The organism is Propionicicella superfundia DSM 22317, from assembly GCF_000423465.1.
In the GTDB taxonomy this organism is placed as follows: domain Bacteria; phylum Actinomycetota; class Actinomycetes; order Propionibacteriales; family Propionibacteriaceae; genus Propionicicella; species Propionicicella superfundia.
This window is the reverse complement of sequence record NZ_KE384020.1, coordinates 770,223-787,234: the sequence shown is the minus strand read 5'-3', so window position 1 is coordinate 787,234 and position 17,012 is coordinate 770,223. Positions and strand designations below refer to the sequence as shown.

22 protein-coding genes are annotated in these 17,012 nt (G+C 69.1%); 16 read left to right on the top strand and 6 right to left on the bottom strand.

Annotated features, from left to right (window positions below; all coding sequences use genetic code 11):
• The first annotated feature begins 7 nt into the window (after positions 1-7).
• The 13 genes from G555_RS18850 to G555_RS18840 are packed head-to-tail and all read left to right on the top strand — an operon-like array spanning position 8 to position 9,931.
• The gene (locus G555_RS18850; protein WP_084634957.1) at positions 8-733 is read left to right on the top strand and encodes an L-threonylcarbamoyladenylate synthase; all 726 of its coding nucleotides are present in this window, start codon (positions 8-10) and stop codon (positions 731-733) included.
• A 3-nt stretch (positions 734-736) separates the two neighbouring features.
• Positions 737-1,840 carry a glycosyltransferase family 4 protein gene (locus G555_RS0108850; protein ID WP_028708614.1) on the top strand — a complete coding sequence of 368 codons (1,104 nt, stop codon included), beginning with the start codon at positions 737-739 and terminating at the stop codon, positions 1,838-1,840.
• On the top strand, positions 1,830-2,264 hold the full coding sequence (locus G555_RS21200) for a hypothetical protein (protein WP_051208599.1): 435 nt from the start codon (positions 1,830-1,832) through the stop codon (positions 2,262-2,264). Before G555_RS0108850 ends, G555_RS21200 begins: the two co-directional genes overlap by 11 nt.
• 54 nt (positions 2,265-2,318) lie before the next feature.
• Positions 2,319-2,513, top strand: coding sequence for an AtpZ/AtpI family protein (locus G555_RS21795; protein WP_245581228.1), 195 nt, complete (start codon positions 2,319-2,321; stop codon positions 2,511-2,513).
• Positions 2,510-3,349, top strand: a complete 840-nt coding sequence (atpB, locus tag G555_RS0108835; protein ID WP_036921691.1) for a F0F1 ATP synthase subunit A — start codon at positions 2,510-2,512, stop codon at positions 3,347-3,349. Before G555_RS21795 ends, atpB begins: the two co-directional genes overlap by 4 nt.
• A 44-nt stretch (positions 3,350-3,393) precedes the next feature.
• Positions 3,394-3,624, top strand: coding sequence for an ATP synthase F0 subunit C (atpE, locus tag G555_RS0108830; protein ID WP_028708612.1), 231 nt, complete (start codon positions 3,394-3,396; stop codon positions 3,622-3,624).
• Between the two features lie 10 nt (positions 3,625-3,634).
• Positions 3,635-4,165 (top strand): F0F1 ATP synthase subunit B, encoded by a 531-nt coding sequence (locus G555_RS0108825; protein ID WP_028708611.1) that lies wholly within the window; start codon positions 3,635-3,637, stop codon positions 4,163-4,165.
• A complete protein-coding gene (locus G555_RS0108820; RefSeq protein ID WP_028708610.1) occupies positions 4,162-4,956 on the top strand; it encodes a F0F1 ATP synthase subunit delta in 795 nt (264 codons plus the stop codon). Before G555_RS0108825 ends, G555_RS0108820 begins: the two co-directional genes overlap by 4 nt.
• A 55-nt stretch (positions 4,957-5,011) precedes the next feature.
• Complete coding sequence (gene atpA, locus G555_RS0108815; protein WP_028708609.1) at positions 5,012-6,652, top strand: F0F1 ATP synthase subunit alpha; 1,641 nt, start codon at positions 5,012-5,014, stop codon at positions 6,650-6,652.
• A gap of 3 nt (positions 6,653-6,655) precedes the next feature.
• Entirely contained in the window at positions 6,656-7,564 is a 909-nt protein-coding gene (locus tag G555_RS0108810) for a F0F1 ATP synthase subunit gamma (protein WP_028708608.1), read from the top strand.
• Positions 7,565-7,573: 9 nt separating this feature from the next.
• Entirely contained in the window at positions 7,574-9,007 is a 1,434-nt protein-coding gene (atpD, locus tag G555_RS0108805) for a F0F1 ATP synthase subunit beta (RefSeq protein WP_028708607.1), read from the top strand.
• 1 nt (position 9,008) lies between these two features.
• Positions 9,009-9,422, top strand: a complete 414-nt coding sequence (locus tag G555_RS0108800; protein WP_028708606.1) for a F0F1 ATP synthase subunit epsilon — start codon at positions 9,009-9,011, stop codon at positions 9,420-9,422.
• 47 nt (positions 9,423-9,469) lie between these two features.
• Positions 9,470-9,931 carry a DUF2550 domain-containing protein gene (locus G555_RS18840; RefSeq protein ID WP_051208598.1) on the top strand — a complete coding sequence of 154 codons (462 nt, stop codon included), beginning with the start codon at positions 9,470-9,472 and terminating at the stop codon, positions 9,929-9,931.
• A 37-nt stretch (positions 9,932-9,968) separates the two neighbouring features.
• On the opposite strand, the gene G555_RS18835 is transcribed toward G555_RS18840, so the two are convergent.
• Positions 9,969-10,646, bottom strand: a complete 678-nt coding sequence (locus G555_RS18835; RefSeq protein ID WP_051208597.1) for a cob(I)yrinic acid a,c-diamide adenosyltransferase — start codon at positions 10,644-10,646, stop codon at positions 9,969-9,971.
• A 60-nt stretch (positions 10,647-10,706) separates the two neighbouring features.
• On the opposite strand from G555_RS18835, the gene G555_RS0108785 reads away from it, so the two are divergent.
• On the top strand, positions 10,707-11,360 hold the full coding sequence (locus G555_RS0108785) for a peptidylprolyl isomerase (RefSeq protein ID WP_028708605.1): 654 nt from the start codon (positions 10,707-10,709) through the stop codon (positions 11,358-11,360).
• Here G555_RS0108785 and G555_RS18830 read toward each other — a convergent pair.
• Both G555_RS18830 and G555_RS0108775 read right to left on the bottom strand, forming a co-directional pair.
• Positions 11,347-12,147: an alpha/beta fold hydrolase gene (locus tag G555_RS18830; RefSeq protein ID WP_036921688.1), complete on the bottom strand. Its 801-nt coding sequence runs from the start codon at positions 12,145-12,147 to the stop codon at positions 11,347-11,349. The genes G555_RS0108785 and G555_RS18830 overlap by 14 nt on opposite strands.
• Positions 12,144-12,416 (bottom strand): hypothetical protein, encoded by a 273-nt coding sequence (locus G555_RS0108775; RefSeq protein WP_028708604.1) that lies wholly within the window; start codon positions 12,414-12,416, stop codon positions 12,144-12,146. Before G555_RS0108775 ends, G555_RS18830 begins: the two co-directional genes overlap by 4 nt.
• A gap of 84 nt (positions 12,417-12,500) precedes the next feature.
• On the opposite strand from G555_RS0108775, the gene nucS reads away from it, so the two are divergent.
• A complete protein-coding gene (gene nucS / locus G555_RS0108770) occupies positions 12,501-13,208 on the top strand; it encodes an endonuclease NucS (RefSeq protein WP_028708603.1) in 708 nt (235 codons plus the stop codon).
• Here the strand turns inward: nucS and G555_RS18825 are convergent.
• Complete coding sequence (locus G555_RS18825; protein ID WP_051208596.1) at positions 13,160-13,852, bottom strand: TetR/AcrR family transcriptional regulator; 693 nt, start codon at positions 13,850-13,852, stop codon at positions 13,160-13,162. The two genes, nucS and G555_RS18825, sit on opposite strands and share 49 nt — an antisense overlap.
• A 59-nt stretch (positions 13,853-13,911) precedes the next feature.
• On the opposite strand from G555_RS18825, the gene G555_RS0108760 reads away from it, so the two are divergent.
• Positions 13,912-14,313 carry a VOC family protein gene (locus tag G555_RS0108760; RefSeq protein ID WP_028708602.1) on the top strand — a complete coding sequence of 134 codons (402 nt, stop codon included), beginning with the start codon at positions 13,912-13,914 and terminating at the stop codon, positions 14,311-14,313.
• Between the two features lie 15 nt (positions 14,314-14,328).
• On the opposite strand, the gene G555_RS18820 is transcribed toward G555_RS0108760, so the two are convergent.
• Complete coding sequence (locus G555_RS18820; RefSeq protein ID WP_051208595.1) at positions 14,329-15,474, bottom strand: AI-2E family transporter; 1,146 nt, start codon at positions 15,472-15,474, stop codon at positions 14,329-14,331.
• Entirely contained in the window at positions 15,471-16,823 is a 1,353-nt protein-coding gene (locus G555_RS18815) for a coiled-coil domain-containing protein (RefSeq protein ID WP_051208594.1), read from the bottom strand. Before G555_RS18815 ends, G555_RS18820 begins: the two co-directional genes overlap by 4 nt.
• Between the last annotated feature and the right edge of the window lie 189 nt (positions 16,824-17,012).

Here is a 17,012-nt window from a genome sequence, read left to right as displayed (position 1 = left end):
CGCCCATGTGACGAGAGACGCGCAGCCGGTGACGGTCGACGCTGCCGCCGACCCGGCTGCGGCGATCGCCGCCGCCGCCGCGGCCGTGGAGGCAGGGGAGTGCATCGTCCTGCCCACCGACACCGTCTACGGCATCGGCGCGAACGCGCTCGATGCCGAGGCCGTCCAGCGGCTCCTGGACGCGAAGCGCCGGGGTCGCGACATGCCCCCGCCGGTGCTGATCGCCGAGCCGGCGCTGCTGCCGTCCCTGACGGCCGAGATCAGTCCTGCCGCCGAGGCGCTGGCGGCGGCGTTCTGGCCGGGCGCGCTCACCCTGATCGTCCGCGCCCAGCACGCCCTGCGGATGGAGCTCGGAGACCGCGGGCAGACGATCGCGGTGCGCGTCCCCGACCACGACTTCACACGTCGCCTGCTGCGTCGGACCGGGCCGCTGGCGGTCTCCAGCGCCAATCTCAGCGGGCGGCCCGCCGCCCTGACCGCCGCCGCGGCCGCGGAACAGCTCGGCGTGAGCGTCGCGGTGTACATCGACGGCGGGGCGTGTGACGCTCAGACACCATCGACGATCGTCGACGTGAGCGGTGACGGCGCGGTCGTGCTGCGACCCGGGCGGCTCACTCCGGCCGAGCTGCGCACCGTGGTCCCCGGGATCGAGTTCCTCGACGACGTATCCGCCGCCGACGGCGAGGACGGCGCCTCGGGGACGGCCGGCGAGAAGGCGCCGGGCGAGGGCTGACGAATGCGCGAGTACCTGCTGGTGCTGCTCATCGCGGCGGCGACGACCTACCTGCTGAGCGGGCTGGCGCGCAAGGTCGCGGTCCGGTTCGGGGCGGTCGCGCTCGTCCGTGACCGGGACGTCCACACCGTTCCGATCCCGTACTTCGGCGGACTGGCGATGCTGGGCGGGCTGGTCGCGGCGTTCATCGCCGCCGAGGCGCTGCCGTGGCTGGGCCGCAACGAGATCGTCGCGCACGACACGAGGGCGGTCCTGCTCGGGGCCGCGGTCATCTGTGTGGTCGGCATCCTCGACGACATCTTCGACCTGCCGGCGGTCGCGAAGGCCTCCGGCCAGGTGCTGGCCGCCGGCGTCGTCGTCGTCAACGGCGTCCGCGTGTACTGGATCCCGCTGCCCGACTCGATCATCTCCCTCGACGACGGATCGGCGATCTTCCTCACCGTGGTGGTCGTCTTCGCGTGCGTCAACGCGATCAACCTCGTCGACGGACTCGACGGGCTCGCCGCAGGGGTGGTCGCCATCGGCGCCGGCGCGTTCTTCCTGTACGCCTATCTGCTGTCCTACGAGCAGGACCTCGTGCGCGCCACGCCGGCCAGCCTCATCTCGGTGGCCACGCTCGGCATCTGCATCGGGTTCGTGCCGCACAACTTCCACAAGGCGAAGATGTTCATGGGCGACTCGGGCTCGATGCTGCTCGGTCTGCTGATGGCCACCATGACCGTCACCCTGACCGGGCAGATCGACCCGTCGCAGTTGCATGCCGACGGCGGCAACCTGCTGCCCGCCTACACTCCGCTGATCCTGCCCTTCGCGGCTCTGGCGCTGCCGCTGGTCGACATGATCATGGCGTACACGCGGCGGATGCTGGCCGGGAAGCCCTGGTACAAGCCCGACAAACAGCACATCCACCACAGACTGCTTCGCGGGGGGCACTCCCACCGCTCGGCGGTGCTGCTGATGTGGCTGTGGTCGGCTGTCCTGGCCTACGGGGTGATCGTGCTCGTGCTGTGGCCCGGGTGGGTGTCCGGGGCGGTGGTCGCGGTGGCCCTGGTGCTCGCGCTCTGGCTCACGTTCCGCCCGCGCCGGGGTGTTCTCGATGACCGGTGAGCTGACCGACCGTGCACGCAGACTGCTCCGCGCGGGGATCGCCGGAGCGCACATCGTCGCGCTCGTGTGCGTGGTCGGCTTCGCGCTCGGGGGCGGGATGGGCCCGGCCGTCACCGCCGCCGTCTCCGCCGTGCTCGTGATCGCGTTCTTCACGATCGGCCAGGCCGTGCAGATCCGGGTCGCCGAGCGTCCGCCGAAGGTCGTCCTCGTGGCCGCGCTCGCGTCCTACACGGCACGTGTGACCCTGCTCGGGGCCGTGTTGTGGCTCGTGCTCGCGCAACGCGATCGGTTCGGCTGGATCGACCCGCCGGCGGCGATCGTGACAACGGTTCTCGTCGTCCACGGGTGGCTCCTGGCCGAGTTCCGCGCGTACCGGCGGCTGCGGATTCCGGCGTTCGACACGCCCCGTCCCCCGGGTGAGTGACAGGGGTGCCGCAGGTGGCTTGAGCCGTCCCGGACTGCTAAAGTCCGAACCGCGATGGACAAGCGGGATGGAATGGACCAGGGGATCCGGGTGCTGTCCTACCTCGTCTCCGGGATCGGCTTCTACGGCGCCCTCGGCTGGCTGGCGGACACGTGGTTCCACACGTCCTTCCTGCTGCCCGTGGGCATCATCTTCGGCACCATCGCGGCGATGTACATGATCATCAAGCGATACGGGCGGGTCACATGATTCCAGTACTGCTGCAGATCGTGACGCCCCTGGTACCGCTGCCCTTCGACGGCAGCGAGGAGGGCGGGGGCGACCATGGATGGCCGCCCAGCGTCGACAGCTTCAACTCCCGGCCGCTGTTCGACACCCCCGGTCTGGAGTGGCTCAACAACCACCTCGTCCAGGCGGTCATCGGCGCCGCCCTCGTGATCGTGTTCTGGCTGTGGATGGCTCACAATCAGAAGGTCGTCCCGACGAAGAAGCAGGCGGTCGGCGAGGCACTGTACAACCTGCTGCGCAACGGCATCGCGCGAGACATCCTCGGTCACGAGTACCGCCGCTATCTTCCCTACCTCGTCGCCTTGTTCTCGTTCATCCTCGTGAACAACCTGTTCGGCGAGTTCTTCCTGTTCATGTTCCCGACCTTCTCCAAGATCGGGTACGCGTACGGCCTGGCCCTGTGCACCTTCGTGCTGTACAACGCGGCCGGGATGATCAAGCACGGCCCGCTGCGGTACCTGAGGAACATGACGATCCCGCACGGGGTTCCGTGGGCCCTGTGGCCGGTCATCATCCCGTTGGAGTTCATCTCCAACTTCATCGCCCGGCCGGTCACGCTCGCGCTCCGTCTGTTCGCAAACCTGTTCGCAGGACACCTGGTCATCATGGTGTTCGTCGTCGGCGGTGGCATGCTGCTCACCTCCGGGGTCCTGTTCTACGGGATCGCGGGCGGCGTCTCGATCCTGTTCAGCTTCGCCATCTTCGCCCTGGAACTGCTCGTCGGGGCGCTGCAGGCCTACATCTTCACCGTCCTGACGGCCCAGTACGTCTCTTCCGCCATCGCCGACGAACACTGACACCAGCTCGACCTCGCACGGCACAGAATCCGAAAGGAAACGCAATGCTCCCCATCCTGGAGATCACCATCAACGGCTCGATCAACATGATCGGCTACGCCCTCGCCACCTTGGGCCCGGCCATCGGTGTGGCCTGGATCTTCTCGTCGGTGATCAACGGCACCGCGCGGCAGCCCGAGGCGCGGGGCGCCATGATGGGCACGGCCTGGATCGGTTTCGCCGTGGTCGAGGCGCTTGCCATCATCGGCATCGCCCTCGCCTTCGTCCTGAACTGAGGCCCGGGTCATGGTGCCGTTCGAGATCGATTTCGGACCGCTGGTGCCCGAGCACCTGTCCGAGATCATCGTTGGCATCGTCCTGTTCCTGCTCGTGTGGGCCGTCATGGCGTGGAAGGTCGTCCCGGCCTTCGAGAAGACCTATGCGGAACGCACGGCGGCGATTCAGGGCGGCATCGAAAGGGCCGAGGCGAAGCAGCGCGAGGCGCAGGACGCCCTCGACCGTTACAACGCGCAGCTCGCCGGAGCCCGGGAGGAGGCGGCCCGCATTCGCGAGGATGCCAAGAACCAGGGCTCGCAGATCGTCGCCGAGATGCGCGAGCAGGGAACGGTCGACGCGACGCGGCTGCGCGAGGCGGCGGCGGCCCAGATCACGGCCGAGCGGACGCAGGCGGTCACCGAACTGAAGAACGAGATCGGCGGTCTTGCCACGCAGCTCGCGGGTCAGATCGTCGGTGAGTCGCTCACCGACGACGAGCGCGCCAAGCGCAGCGTCGACCGGTTCATCAGCGAATTGGAAGGTCAGACCGGACGAGCATGAACGAGACGCAGACCGCCCGGTTGCGGGAGTTGGACGGCGCGGCGAATGCCGCCGGTGCCGATCCGCGCCTTGCCGACGACCTGTTCGCGCTGGTCGAGGTCATCGAGGCGGAGCCCGCTCTGCGCCGCCACCTGAGCGACCCGTCCAGTCCGGAGCAGTCCCGCAGGCAGCTCATCGACGGGCTGTTCGGCGGCAGGGTCGGCAGGGGTGCGCTGGCGGTGCTCGTCGCGGCGAGTTCGCTGCGGTGGGGCGACGGCGAGACGCTCGCCGGCGCCCTGGAACGGCAGGCGATCCGGGCGATCATGGCCGACGCGGACGAGGCCGGCCGGCTCGACGACCTCGAGGATCAGCTCTTCGGCGTCCTGCTGACCGTGCGGGGATCCACGGAGCTCAGCGCGGCGCTGGCCGACCGCTCCCGGTCGCTGGCCGATCGCAGGGCCCTCCTGCGCGGGCTGCTCGCCGACAGGGTCCTGCCCGTCGTCGGCACACTGGCCGAGCGCGCCGTGGCGGCCAGGCGGCGGACGTTCGAGCTCACAGTGGAGGGTTACCTCGGCCTCGCCGCCGCGCAACGGGAACGCGGGATCGCGCATGTCCGCGTCGCCAAACCGCTGAGCGAGGTGCAGTACGCGAGGCTGCGCGCAGCGCTCACGGCGCAGGCCGGACGTCCCCTCACGCTGGAAGTCACGGTCGACCCCGACGTCCTCGGCGGCGTCCGGGTCACCATCGGCGACGAGGTCATCGAGGGAACGGTGTCCTCCCGTCTGGAAGCGGCACGCCGCGCCTTCACCTAAGCACTGGTTCCCGGAGCACGAACCTCTCGACACCACTGGACACCTAGGAGCATCAATGACGGAACTGTCGATCAGGCCGGAGGAGATCCGGGCGGCACTGGATCAGTTCGTCGCGAACTTCGCCCCCGAGACCGCCGCCCGTGAGGAGATCGGGACGGTCGTGGTGTCGGGCGACGGGATCGCGCGCGTCGAGGGCCTGCCCTCGGCGATGGCGAACGAGTTGCTGGAGTTCGAGAACGGGACGCTGGGCATCGCGCTCAACCTCGACGTGCGCGAGATCGGCGTTGTCGTGCTCGGCGAGTCCGAGGGCATCGACGAGGGCTCGACGGTGAAGCGGACCGGCGAGGTGCTGTCGGTGCCGGTCGGTGACGGGTACCTGGGCCGTGTGGTGGATGCGATGGGGCGTCCGATCGACGGGCTGGGGGAGGTCGACGGCATGACCGAACGGCGGCCGCTGGAGTTGCAGGCCGCCGGCGTCATGGACCGCCAGGGCGTCAGCGAGCCGTTGCAGACAGGGCTCAAGGCGATCGACGCCATGATCCCGATCGGCCGCGGGCAGCGACAGCTCATCATCGGCGACCGCAAGACCGGGAAGACCGCCATCGCGATCGACACGATCATCAACCAGCGGGCGAACTGGAAGTCCGGCGATCCGACGAAGCAGGTGCGCTGCATCTATGTCGCCATCGGCCAGAAGGGCTCGACGATCGCGGCGCTCCGCTCGACGCTCGAGGACGCCGGGGCCATGGAGTACACCACGATCGTGCACGCACCGGCGTCCGACCCGGCCGGCTACAAGTACATCGCCCCGTACTCGGGTTCGGCCATCGGCCAGCACTGGATGTACCAGGGCAAACACGTGCTGATCGTCTTCGACGACCTCAGCAAGCAGGCCGAGGCGTACCGGGCGATGTCGCTGCTGCTCCGTCGGCCGCCGGGCCGGGAGGCGTACCCCGGCGACGTCTTCTACCTCCACAGTCGCCTGCTCGAACGCTGCGCCAAGCTGTCCGACGAGCTGGGAGCCGGGTCGATGACCGGCCTGCCGATCATCGAGACGAAGGCGAACGACGTATCGGCCTACATCCCGACCAACGTGATCTCCATCACCGACGGCCAGATCTTCCTCCAGTCCGACCTCTTCAACGCGAACCAGCGTCCCGCCATCGACGTCGGCATCTCGGTGTCCCGCGTCGGCGGCGCTGCGCAGGTGAAGGCCATGAAGAAGGTGTCGGGCTCGCTGAAGATCGGGCTGGCGCAGTACCGCGACATGCAGGCGTTCGCCATGTTCGCCTCCGACCTCGACGCCGCGTCGCGCCGCCAGCTCGAGCGGGGCTCGCGGCTCACGGAGCTGCTGCGCCAGCCGCAGTACTCGCCGTACCCGGTCGAGGAGCAGGTGGTGTCGGTGTGGGCGGGCACCAACGGCCACTTCGACGACGTTCCGGTCGAGGACGTCCTGCGGTTCGAGCGCGAGCTGCTCGATCACCTGCGACGTACCACCTCCGTGTTGGACACCATCGAGCAGACGGGCGCCTGGGACGACGACACGGCGGCGATCGTGGCCCGTGAGATCGAGGTCGTGAAGAAGTCGTTCAAGACGTCGGACGGGCGGGTGCTGCTCGGCACGCAGGCCAAGGTCGAGGCCATCGAGCGAGCCGACGTGGAGCACGACGCGATCGTGAAGCAGAAGCGGGGCTAGTCCATGCCGGCGAGTCTCCGCGAACTCCGCCAGCGACGACAGTCCGTCGCGGCGACGAAGAAGATCACGCGCGCGATGGAACTCATCGCGGCCTCGCGGATCATCAAGGCCCAGCAGGCCGCGTCCGCTGCGTTGCCGTTCACGCGTGAGCTGAACCGGGCGGTCTCCGCCCTGGCCACCCACGCCGAGGTGGACCATCCGCTCATCACCGACGCGGAGAACCCGAAGCGCGCCGCGCTCGTCATGCTGACGTCGGACCGCGGGCTCGCCGGGGCGTACTCGTCCAACGTGATCAAGATGGCTCAGCGGGTCACCGAGCGCCTCCACGAGGACGGGCTGGAGGTCGTCCGGTTCCCGATCGGGCGCAAGGGGATCAGTTGGCTGTCGTTCCGCGGTCTTCCCATCGAGCAGTCGTGGGAGGGTTTCTCGGACAAGCCCTCGTACGCACACGCCCACGAGATCGCGGACCGGCTCATCGAGGGCTTCCTCAGGCCCGACGACGAAGGCGGGTACTCGGCGATCTACGTCGTGTACACGCGGATGGAGTCGATGCTCAGCCAGGTGCCGCGGGTGCGGCGGATCCTGCCGCTGGAGGTCGTCGAGGGCGTCGCGCCCCCGTCGGAGGACGAGATCCTGCCGATCTACGAGTTCGAGCCCGACGTCGAGACGGTCCTCGACGATCTGCTGCCGCTGTACATTCGCAACCGCGTGTGGTTCTACCTGCTGCAGGCGTCGGCGTCACAGCTCGCGAGCCAGCAGAAGGCGATGAAGTCCGCGACCGACAACGCGGAACAGCTCATCCAGGAGCTCACACGCGAGGCAAACCAGGCCCGGCAGGCCGAGATCACCCAGGAAATCAGCGAGATCGTCGGCGGCGCCGGCGCGCTCGCCGAGAGCAGCGAGAGCGAGTAAGGACACTCCATGACCCAGACAACTACCGCTGTCGGCGTGGGACGCGTGGCGCGAGTCATCGGGCCCGTCATCGACATCGAGTTCCCGGCCGAACAGATGCCCGAGATCTACAACGCGCTGCTCATCGACATCGAGGCGGAAGGCGAGACGCGCACCATCACCGCCGAGGTCGCGCTGCACGTGGGCGACAACATGGTTCGGGCCATCTCGCTCAAGCCGACCGACGGCATGCGCCGCGGCACGGCCGTGCGCGACACGGGCGCCCCGATCTCGGTCCCCGTCGGGGACGTGACGAAGGGTCGCGTGTGGAACGTGACGGGGGACTGCCTGAACGACGACGGGGCATCGCTGGAGATCGCGGAGCGGTGGCCGATCCACCGCCAGCCGCCCAGCTTCGAGGCACTCGAACCGAAGACCGAGATGCTGGAGACCGGCATCAAGGTGCTGGATCTTCTCACGCCGTACGTGCAGGGCGGCAAGATCGGCCTGTTCGGCGGCGCAGGCGTCGGCAAGACCGTCCTCATCCAGGAGATGATCTACCGCATCGCCCACAACTTCGGCGGCACGTCGGTGTTCGCGGGCGTCGGCGAGCGCACGCGCGAGGGCAACGACCTCATCGTCGAGATGGAGGAGGCGGGCGTCTTCAAGGACACCGCGCTGGTGTTCGGCCAGATGGACGAGCCGCCCGGCACCCGGCTCAGGGTCGCGCTGTCGGCGCTCACCATGGCGGAGTACTTCCGCGACGTGCAGAACCAGGACGTGCTGCTGTTCATCGACAACATCTTCCGGTTCACGCAGGCCGGCTCCGAGGTCTCCACCCTGCTGGGCCGGATGCCCTCCGCGGTGGGCTACCAGCCGAACCTGGCTGACGAGATGGGCCAGTTGCAGGAGCGGATCACGTCGACGCGAGGCCATTCGATCACGTCGATGCAGGCCATCTACGTGCCGGCGGACGACTACACCGACCCGGCCCCGGCGACGACCTTCGCCCACCTCGACGCCACGACCGAGCTGTCGCGTGACATCGCATCCCGCGGCCTGTACCCGGCCGTCGACCCGCTGGCGTCGACGTCTCGGATCCTCGACCCTCAGTACATCGGCGAGACGCACTACAACGTCGCGATCCAGGTGAAGCAGATCCTGCAGCGCAACAAGGAACTGCAGGACATCATCGCCATCCTGGGCGTCGACGAGCTGTCCGAGGAGGACAAGATCATCGTCAACCGGGCCCGGCGGATCCAGCAGTTCCTCAGCCAGAACACCTACATGGCCGAGAAGTTCACCAACATCCCGGGGTCGACCGTTCCGCTGGCCGATACCATCGAAGCGTTCCAGATGATCTGCAACGGTGAGGTCGATCACGTCGCCGAGCAGGCCTTCTTCAACGTCGGCGGCATGGACATGGTGATGGAGAACTGGGCGAAGATCCAGAAGGAGGGCTGACATGGCGACCTTCCAGTTGGAGGTCGTCTCGGCCACCCGGATGGTGTGGGAGGGCCACGCCGAGCGCCTGATCGCCCGCACGACCGAGGGGGACATCGGCATCATGGCCAATCACGAGCCGCTGCTGGCGAGCCTCGTTCCGTGGGCCGCCGAGGCACTGGCCGAGGACGGTCGTGCGGAGATCTTCCTCGTCGACGGCGGTTTCCTCTCGGTGGCCGGCAACCGGGTGTCCCTGCTCAGCCAGTACGTGCAGTTGGGACATGAGATCAGCCTTGACGAGGCCGAACACGAACTGGCGGCGGTGAAGCGGATCGTCGACGCCGGGGACGCCGATGACGAGATCCTGCACCGCTACCACCGCGCGAAGGCGCAGGAGGCCGCGGCGCGGCGCTATCGCGAGGCCAACGGCGAGTAGGACGGGACGGTTCGCGGCCCGCCCCGGGAAGGATTAGAGTTTCGCGCATGGGCTGGTGGCCGGTCATCGATCTCGTGTTGCTGGTCGTCGTCCTCATCGCACCTCTGGCGTGGCTCCTCGGGCGGCGGCGATGGCTGACGCGGCAGGGCGGGCTCTTCGACTGCAGCATGCGCAGGAGCGGACGCGGTCCGTCCGGGTGGGTTCTGGGGGTCGCACGCTACACGGGCGAGTTCCTCGAGTGGTTTCCGGTCTTCAGCCTGTCGTTCCGGCCCCGGGTCCGCGTCTACCGTTCGGCGGCGCAGGTGCGCAGCCAGCGGCGTCCCGAGTACGACGAGGCGGCCTCTCTCTACGAGGGCTCGCAGATCGTCACGCTGCGGCTGAGCGCCGACGAGGACTGTGAGCTTGCCATGTCACGCCCGTCCCTCACCGGGCTGATGAGTTGGCTGGAGTCGGCACCTCCGGGCCTGCGTTATCAGCATTCCGCAGAGGACCACCGCTCCGAGTTCTGAGCCCGCCGGCCCCCGGCCGGTTTTTTTGTGCCCGGATTCAGGCGTCCTCGGGGGCGGGCTGCTCGGCCTGCTGCGCGACGATCCGCTCGCGTTGCCGTCTGGCCTTGGCCGTGGTGGGCTCGCGGTCCTTGCCGGGCACCCACAGCGTCTCGGCTCCGTCCGCCGCGACCCGCGCGAGGATGAACAGCAGGTCGGACAGTCGATTCAGGTATGCGATCGCGAGCACGCTGATCCCGCCCGGGACGTCGTCGGTGCCTTCGTCGGTGCCGTACACCTCGACTGCGGCCCAGGCGGCCCGCTCGGCTCTCCGGACGACCGTCCGGGCCAGGTGGAGGGTGGCGGCGGCGGGAGTGCCGCCCGGGAGGATGAACGAGGTGAGGGCCGGGAGTTCCTCGGCGAAGGAATCGCACCACGCCTCGAGCCGGTCGACGGAGGACTGCACGATGCGCAGCGGTTCCCACTTGGGCGCGCGCGCGAGTGGGTTCGAGAGGTCGGCACCCACGTCGAACAGCTCGTTTTGGATCTCGCGCAGCGTCGTGGCCATGTCCGCGCGGAGGTCGCCCGTGGCCAGGGCGAGGCCGATCACCGAGTTCGCCTCGTCGACGGCTCCGTAGGCCTCGACACGAGGATCGGTCTTGGAGGCGAGCGACATGTCGGACAGCCGGGTCTGCCCGGCGTCCCCGTTGCGGGTGTAGATGCGCGTCAGGGTCACCATGGCGCCCACCCTACCGCGCCGTTGCGGGCCTCCGGAGGGGCGCTGTGGGAGGGTAGGGGCATGCGACCGGTTCACATCGCCCCGTTCGTCCTGTTGGCGCTGCTCGGGACAGGTTGCGCCCGCTCCGCCTCGGTGGAGCCGTCCCCGACGGGCGGTGTGTCCTGCACCTACGACGTGACGGGCGCCGCCGCCACGCAGGTCGATCCGCCCCAGTCGGAGCACGTTCCCGACGAGGGGACCGTCCAGTTCGCGCTGGCTTTCTCCGGTGGCAAGGTCACGGTCACGATGGACCGGGCGAACGCGCCGTGCGCGGTGAACTCGTTCGAGTCGCTGGTGCAGCAGAACTACTTCGCAGACACGGCGTGCCACCGGCTCGTCGACTCGGGTGATTTCCTGCTCCAGTGCGGGGACCCGACCGGCACGGGCAACGGCGGGCCCGGCTACACCTTCCCCGACGAGCTGACCGGGCGGGAGACCTACCCCGAGGGCACGGTGGCCATGGCCAACGCCGGGCCGAACACGAACGGCTCGCAGTTCTTCCTGGTGTACCGCGACAGCGACCTGCCCGCGGAGTACACGATCCTGGGGACATTCGACGACGAGGGCCGACAGGTGGTGGAGGGCATCGCCTCCCAGGGCCAGGACGGGTCCTTCAGCGACGGTTCGGGCCGGCCGAACGCCGACGCCGAGATCCTCTCGGTCACGGCCGGCTGAGGTCCTCCACCGGCTCGGCCAGCAGGTCGGCGATCGCCTGGACGACGACCTGGGGGGCGTCGGCGTGCACCCAGTGGCCCGCCCCCGGCACGGTGAGCAGCCGGACGTTGGGAAAGCAGTCCCGCATGACCGGAAGGTCCTGATCGCTGACGTAGGGGGAGCGCTCACCGCGGATCCACGTGACGGGGCAGGTGTTCGGCGGCAGCCCCAGCTCCGGCCATCCACCGATGGCGGGGAGTTCGTCGGCGAGAAGGTCGAGGTTGGGCTGCCAGCGCCAGCCCGACCCGCTGTGTTGCAGGTTCTGCAGCAGGAAGGCGCGGGTCGCCGCGTCGGGGACGGCCCTGGCGAGGCGGGCATCGGCGTCGGCGCGGTCTCTCAGCGTCGTCAGGTCCATGGCCCGCAGGGCGGTCAGGAGCGGTTCGAAGCGGGGTCGCACGTCGCTGGCCCGCGGCGAGATGTCGATGACGCAGAGCCGGGCGACCGTGTCGGGGTGCCCGAGTGCGGTGAGCATGGCGACCTTGCCGCCCATGGAGTGCCCGACGAGTGTGACCGGTGCGTCGCAGGAGCGTGTGATCTCGGCGGCGACGGCGTCGGCCATGTCGAGGTAGTCGAAGGCCGACGTCCAGCCGCTGCGGCCGTGGTTGGGCAGGTCGAGAAGCAGGCTGGAGTGCGGCAGAAGCCCTTTGGCGATCGTGGTGAGATTGGCGCCGCGACCGAGCAGTCCGTGGCAGAAGACGATGTCGGCGGGCGGGTCGCCGAGGATGCGGTGAGCGAGTCTGTCGGTCATGGGCGGCGGCTCCAGCAGGTGGTGTGCCAGTGGCGGCGCTCCTCGACCGGGGACGACGAGCCGATCACGGGGTTGTGAGGCCACGCGACGATGTGCGGCGTCCCGGGCAGGATGGGCTGGTTGCAGCCGGGGCAGCGGTAGGTCTTCACGGCCTGGGGCGCGGGCACGTGGCGCACGACCCAGCGGCCGTCTGCCTTCGTCTCCGATTCGGCGTACCCGGCTCGCAGCGGCCGCGCGGGGCGCAGGTGCTTGCTGGGTCGACGAGCCATGCCCGACATCCTAGGTGCTTCCACACCGCCCTCCGCGCTGCGGTCACGGTCGCGGCGGCGGGAGGCTGAGGTATCGTGACGCCCGTGCGTTTGCTGATCGCCCGATGCCAGGTGGACTACGCGGGAAAGCTGACCGCGCACCTCCCGATGGCGGAGCGACTCATCATGGTGAAGGCCGACGGCTCGATCTCCATCCACGCCGACGGCGGCGCGTACAAGCCCCTGAACTGGATGACCCCGCCGTGCACGTTGCGCGTGTCGGAACCGCCCGCCGGCCTGGCCGCCACCATCGGTTCCGACGACGATCTGCTCGAGGTGTGGGAGGTCAGCAACAAGGACGGCGACACCCTGCAGATCGCCATCTCCGGCGTGCTGCACGATTCGCACCACGAGCTGGGTGTGGATCCGGGGCTGCAGAAGGACGGCGTCGAGGCCCACCTGCAGGTGCTGCTGGCGGAGCATCCCGAGGTCTTCGGCGATGCCTGGCGGCTGGTGCAGCGCGAGTACTACACGCCGATCGGCCCGGTCGATCTGCTGTTCCGCGACGATGCGGGTGCTCTGGTGGCGGTCGAGGTGAAGCGGCGGGGCGAGGTCGACGGCGTCGAGCAGCTCACCCGTTATCTCGATCTCATGAACGCGGATCCGCAGTTGTCGCCGGTGCGCGGCGTCTTCGCCGCGCAGCTCATCAAGCCGCAGGCCAAGGTGCTGGCGGCAACCCGGGGGATCGACTGCCTGGCGGTCGACTACGACGCATTGCGCGGGATGGACGATTCCGCAGACCGGCTGTTCTGATCGGCGGGCCCGTTCCGCACTCCCCGGACGACCCCGCTGACGAGTTCTGCGGCCAGCGTGTCGAGCGCGTCGCGCGGGTAGGTCCGGATGGGGCCGTGCACGGCGAGGGTCGCGAACCCGTGGACGGCGGACCAGCACAGGACGGTGGCGGGTTCGGCTCGCCCGGGGGAGAGGAGCCCTTCCGCGACGACGACGGCGATCGCGTCGGTCAGCAGTTGGTAGGGGGTGCGTCCCGAGGTGCCGGTGGAACCGTCGTCCTCGGCGTGCTCCATGGTCAGCAGGCCGGAGAGCGCCACGTCGAACGCACCGGGTTCGTCGAGTGCGAAGTCGATGTAGCCGAGGCCGACCGCCTCCAGCAGCCCGACCGCGCGGTCCGCCGGGTCGGTGGCGGTGACGAGGGCCTGCCGCCGTTCGATCGCGCGCGCGAGGTCACCCATGCCCAGGCTCGCGACGGCGAGCAGCAGATCGTCCAGGCCGTCGAAGTGCCGGTAGGCGGCGGCCGCCGTGACGCCGGCCCGGCGGGTCGTCTCCCGGAGCGTCACGGCCGGGAGCCCACCTTCGCGGGCGAGGGCGTACCCGGCGTGGCACAGGGCGCGGCGGAGATCGCCGTGGTGATACCCGCCCTTGGGGGTTGCGTCCTCCATGGCGGTAAGTTTACGGTGTTTACATCCCCCGAGGGTGCGAAACGACGAAAGGAACCGGCATGTCCATTCGGTTGAACCCCTATCTCAACTTCCCGGGCAACACGCGCGAGGCCATGACGTACTACCAGGGGGTCTTCGGCGGCGAGCTCACGATCAGCACGTACGGCGAGTACGGGATGGAGCCCCCCGAGGCCACCATGCACGCGTCGTTGGCCCATCCGGACTTCACCGTGATGGCCTCCGACGCGATGCCGGGAGCGGAGCAGACCTGGGGCGGGACCCGGGTCTACCTGGCGTTCACCGGTGACGACCTGGAGACCCTCACCGGCTGGTTCACCGCGCTGGCGGCGGAGGGCACGGTGGGGATGCCGTTGGAGAAACAGGTCTGGGGGGATGTCTACGGGATCCTCACCGACAAGTACGGGCTGGAGTGGATGTTCGACGTCGCGGCGGGAGAGTGATCTCCGCGCGCGTCGTCACCGCCGGTCGAGCGCGGGGATGACCACCTCGCGATACAGCAGGAGCAGGACGGCGGCCATCGGGACCGCGAGCAGTGCGCCCACGACACCGAGCAGCGTCCCACCCGCGAGGACCGCGATGATGACGAGCGGCCCGGGCACGTTCATCGACCGGGCGAACACGCGCGGCTGAATGAAGTAGGCGTCGAACTGCTGGTACAGCAGGAACACGATGATCGTCACCAGGCCCATCACGGGCGACTGCGAGAACGCGACGATCGAGATGACGATCATGGAGATCGTGTTGCCCACCAACGGGATGAGCGCGAAGATCGCGACGACGACCGTGAGCGCCAGCGCGTACCGCCCGAGGCCGATGATCGACATGTAGACGAACGCGAAGGCACTCACGCAGAGCACGACGATGAAGACCCCGCTGAGGTAGCCGCCCAGGCGCGCGAACATCTCGTCGGCGAGATAGCGGACGCGCGCGCGGCGCGAGGCCGGCGCCAGCCGGTAGACGACCTGCTTGACACTTGGCATGGAGGCGAGGAAGTAGATCGTCAGCACCATCGTGATGATGATCGACGCGAGCGCGTTGACGAGGATCTGGCTGGCGCCCAGGATGCCCCCGAAAAGGGAGGTGATGAGGCTGCTGGATGTGAGCAACGAGGTGAGCTGGGAGATGATGTGGTAGCGCTCGTCGAGGTCGGCGATCTGATCGTTGGCCCGTAGCTCGTTGAGATAGGTCGGCGCGTTGAGCATGAGGAGCTGGATCTGCTCGGCCGCGACCGGAGCGATCGCCCAGAGGCCCAGGCCGATGAGGATGATCATGCCGAGCACCACGATCAGCACGGCCACGGCACGGGGGAGTCGGTGCGACGCCAGCCACTCCACGGCCGGATTGAGCCCGAGCGCCACGAACAATGCGGCGACGATCATCAGTACGAGCTGCTGCAGGGAGTACGCCACGACACCGACGACCGCGGCGAGAAGGAGACCGATTCCGAGCCCGAAGCCGAGCTGCACGGTGGACCGCGGTCCGGGCGGAGGCGGCGGCTCGACATCGCCGGTGTCGTCGGGGGTCACGGCCGACGGGGTCTCGGGCCGTAGGAAGATCCGCCGGATGACCGCCCTCACATCACGTGCCGGCGGTTCGGTCATCCCCGATCCCGCGAGGCGGCGTCGGCGGTCCGGGCGGTGGCCGAGACGGGCTCGGCCCCGCTGGTCTGCGGCGTCGGTTCGGTGGTCTCGGCCGTGGCCGGTTCGGTCACGTCGGTCGCCTCGGCGATGGCCGGTTCGGCGGCAGCCTCGTCCGCCGCCGACTCCGGCTCGCCGATCTCGTCGTCGGTCGGGGCCGGGGTCACGGGCAGCGAGACCGTCGCGTCGGGGTCGACGGGCCGCGCGGAGGCGGGGACGAACGGCACCGCCGTCGTGGGCTCGTTGGCCGATGTGTCGGGGACCACGACCTCGGGTTCGGACGCCGCCAGCAGGTCGGGGAACTCCGCGAGGCTGTGTTCGGCCATGGCCGACAGATTCGCCAGTTGCGCCATGATCGCCTGCTTGCGGTGCAGCAACCGGTTCGTCTCGCGCTCCAACTGCTCCTTGCGCCACCCGAACTGCTCCTCGGCCCGGTCGCGCAGCAGGGATGCCTGGGCATGGGCCTTCGCGATCTGCACCTCGGCCTCGCGGACGGCGGTGACCTTGATCTCCTCGCCCTCGGCGAGCGCCTTGCGGCGCAGCTCGGCGGCCTGCGTCACCTCGTCCTGCAACCGCTGGGATGCCGACTCCGTCTCGGCACGGGAGTTCTCCAGCAGGGTGGCGATGCGGGTGCTGGCCGCCGTGTGCTCCTCGGCCAGCCGCGTGAGAAGCTCCTCGCGCTCCTGCTCGGCGGCGAGCTTCGTCCGCAGAGCCTGGGTCGTGGCGGCCTGCGCGATCCTGTCCGCCTCGACCCCCGCGCCTTCGGCCAGCGCCTTCGCGGCACGCTCCGCCTCGCCGAGCTGGTGGTCGACCTGAGCCTTGGCCGAGGCGAGGATGCTCGTCGCCTGGTCGCGTGCTCGGTCGAGCTCGCGGGCGCACTGAATGTCGACCTCGGCACGCATCTTCTTGAACGTGGCCTGTGCGTTGAGCCGGATGTCGTCGGCCTCCTGCTCACCGGACGCACGCGCCTCGGCCGCCAGCCGGCGTCCTTCGGCCTTGATGCGCTCGGCTTCCTGATTGGCCTGGTCGAGCAGCTCCCGACTCTGCGCCTCGGCAGCCTGCAGCATCTGCGTCGTGTGACCACCGAGCTTTGTGAAGTCGGACGCCTCCGAGAGGCGCTTGGCCTCCACGACCTCGCGTTGCATGTGCCGGATGAGCTGCTTCGCGGCGCTGAGCTGCTGCTCCAACTCCTGCACGTAGCTGTCGACGGTCTGCCGGTCGTAGCCCCACACGGAGTGCGGGAAGCTGCCCGCCGCGCTCGCTGTGTCGTGGATGAGGTTGAGGCCGGTTTCCTCGGTGCCGGGTTCGGTCATGGATCATTCCTCTCGCCACCCACGAAATTACCTTGACTCCAAAGGGCAACCGGTGAGGGCGCACCGGAAGCGGGACAACGAGGTCACAGCCGCTGCGTCGTGGGAAGTCCGGGGCGGGTGCGGGGCGTAGGGGCGGTGATGGGGCGGTGGCCGGAGGCCGGCGGATGGCTCCGCCGGCGCGGCCGGTCG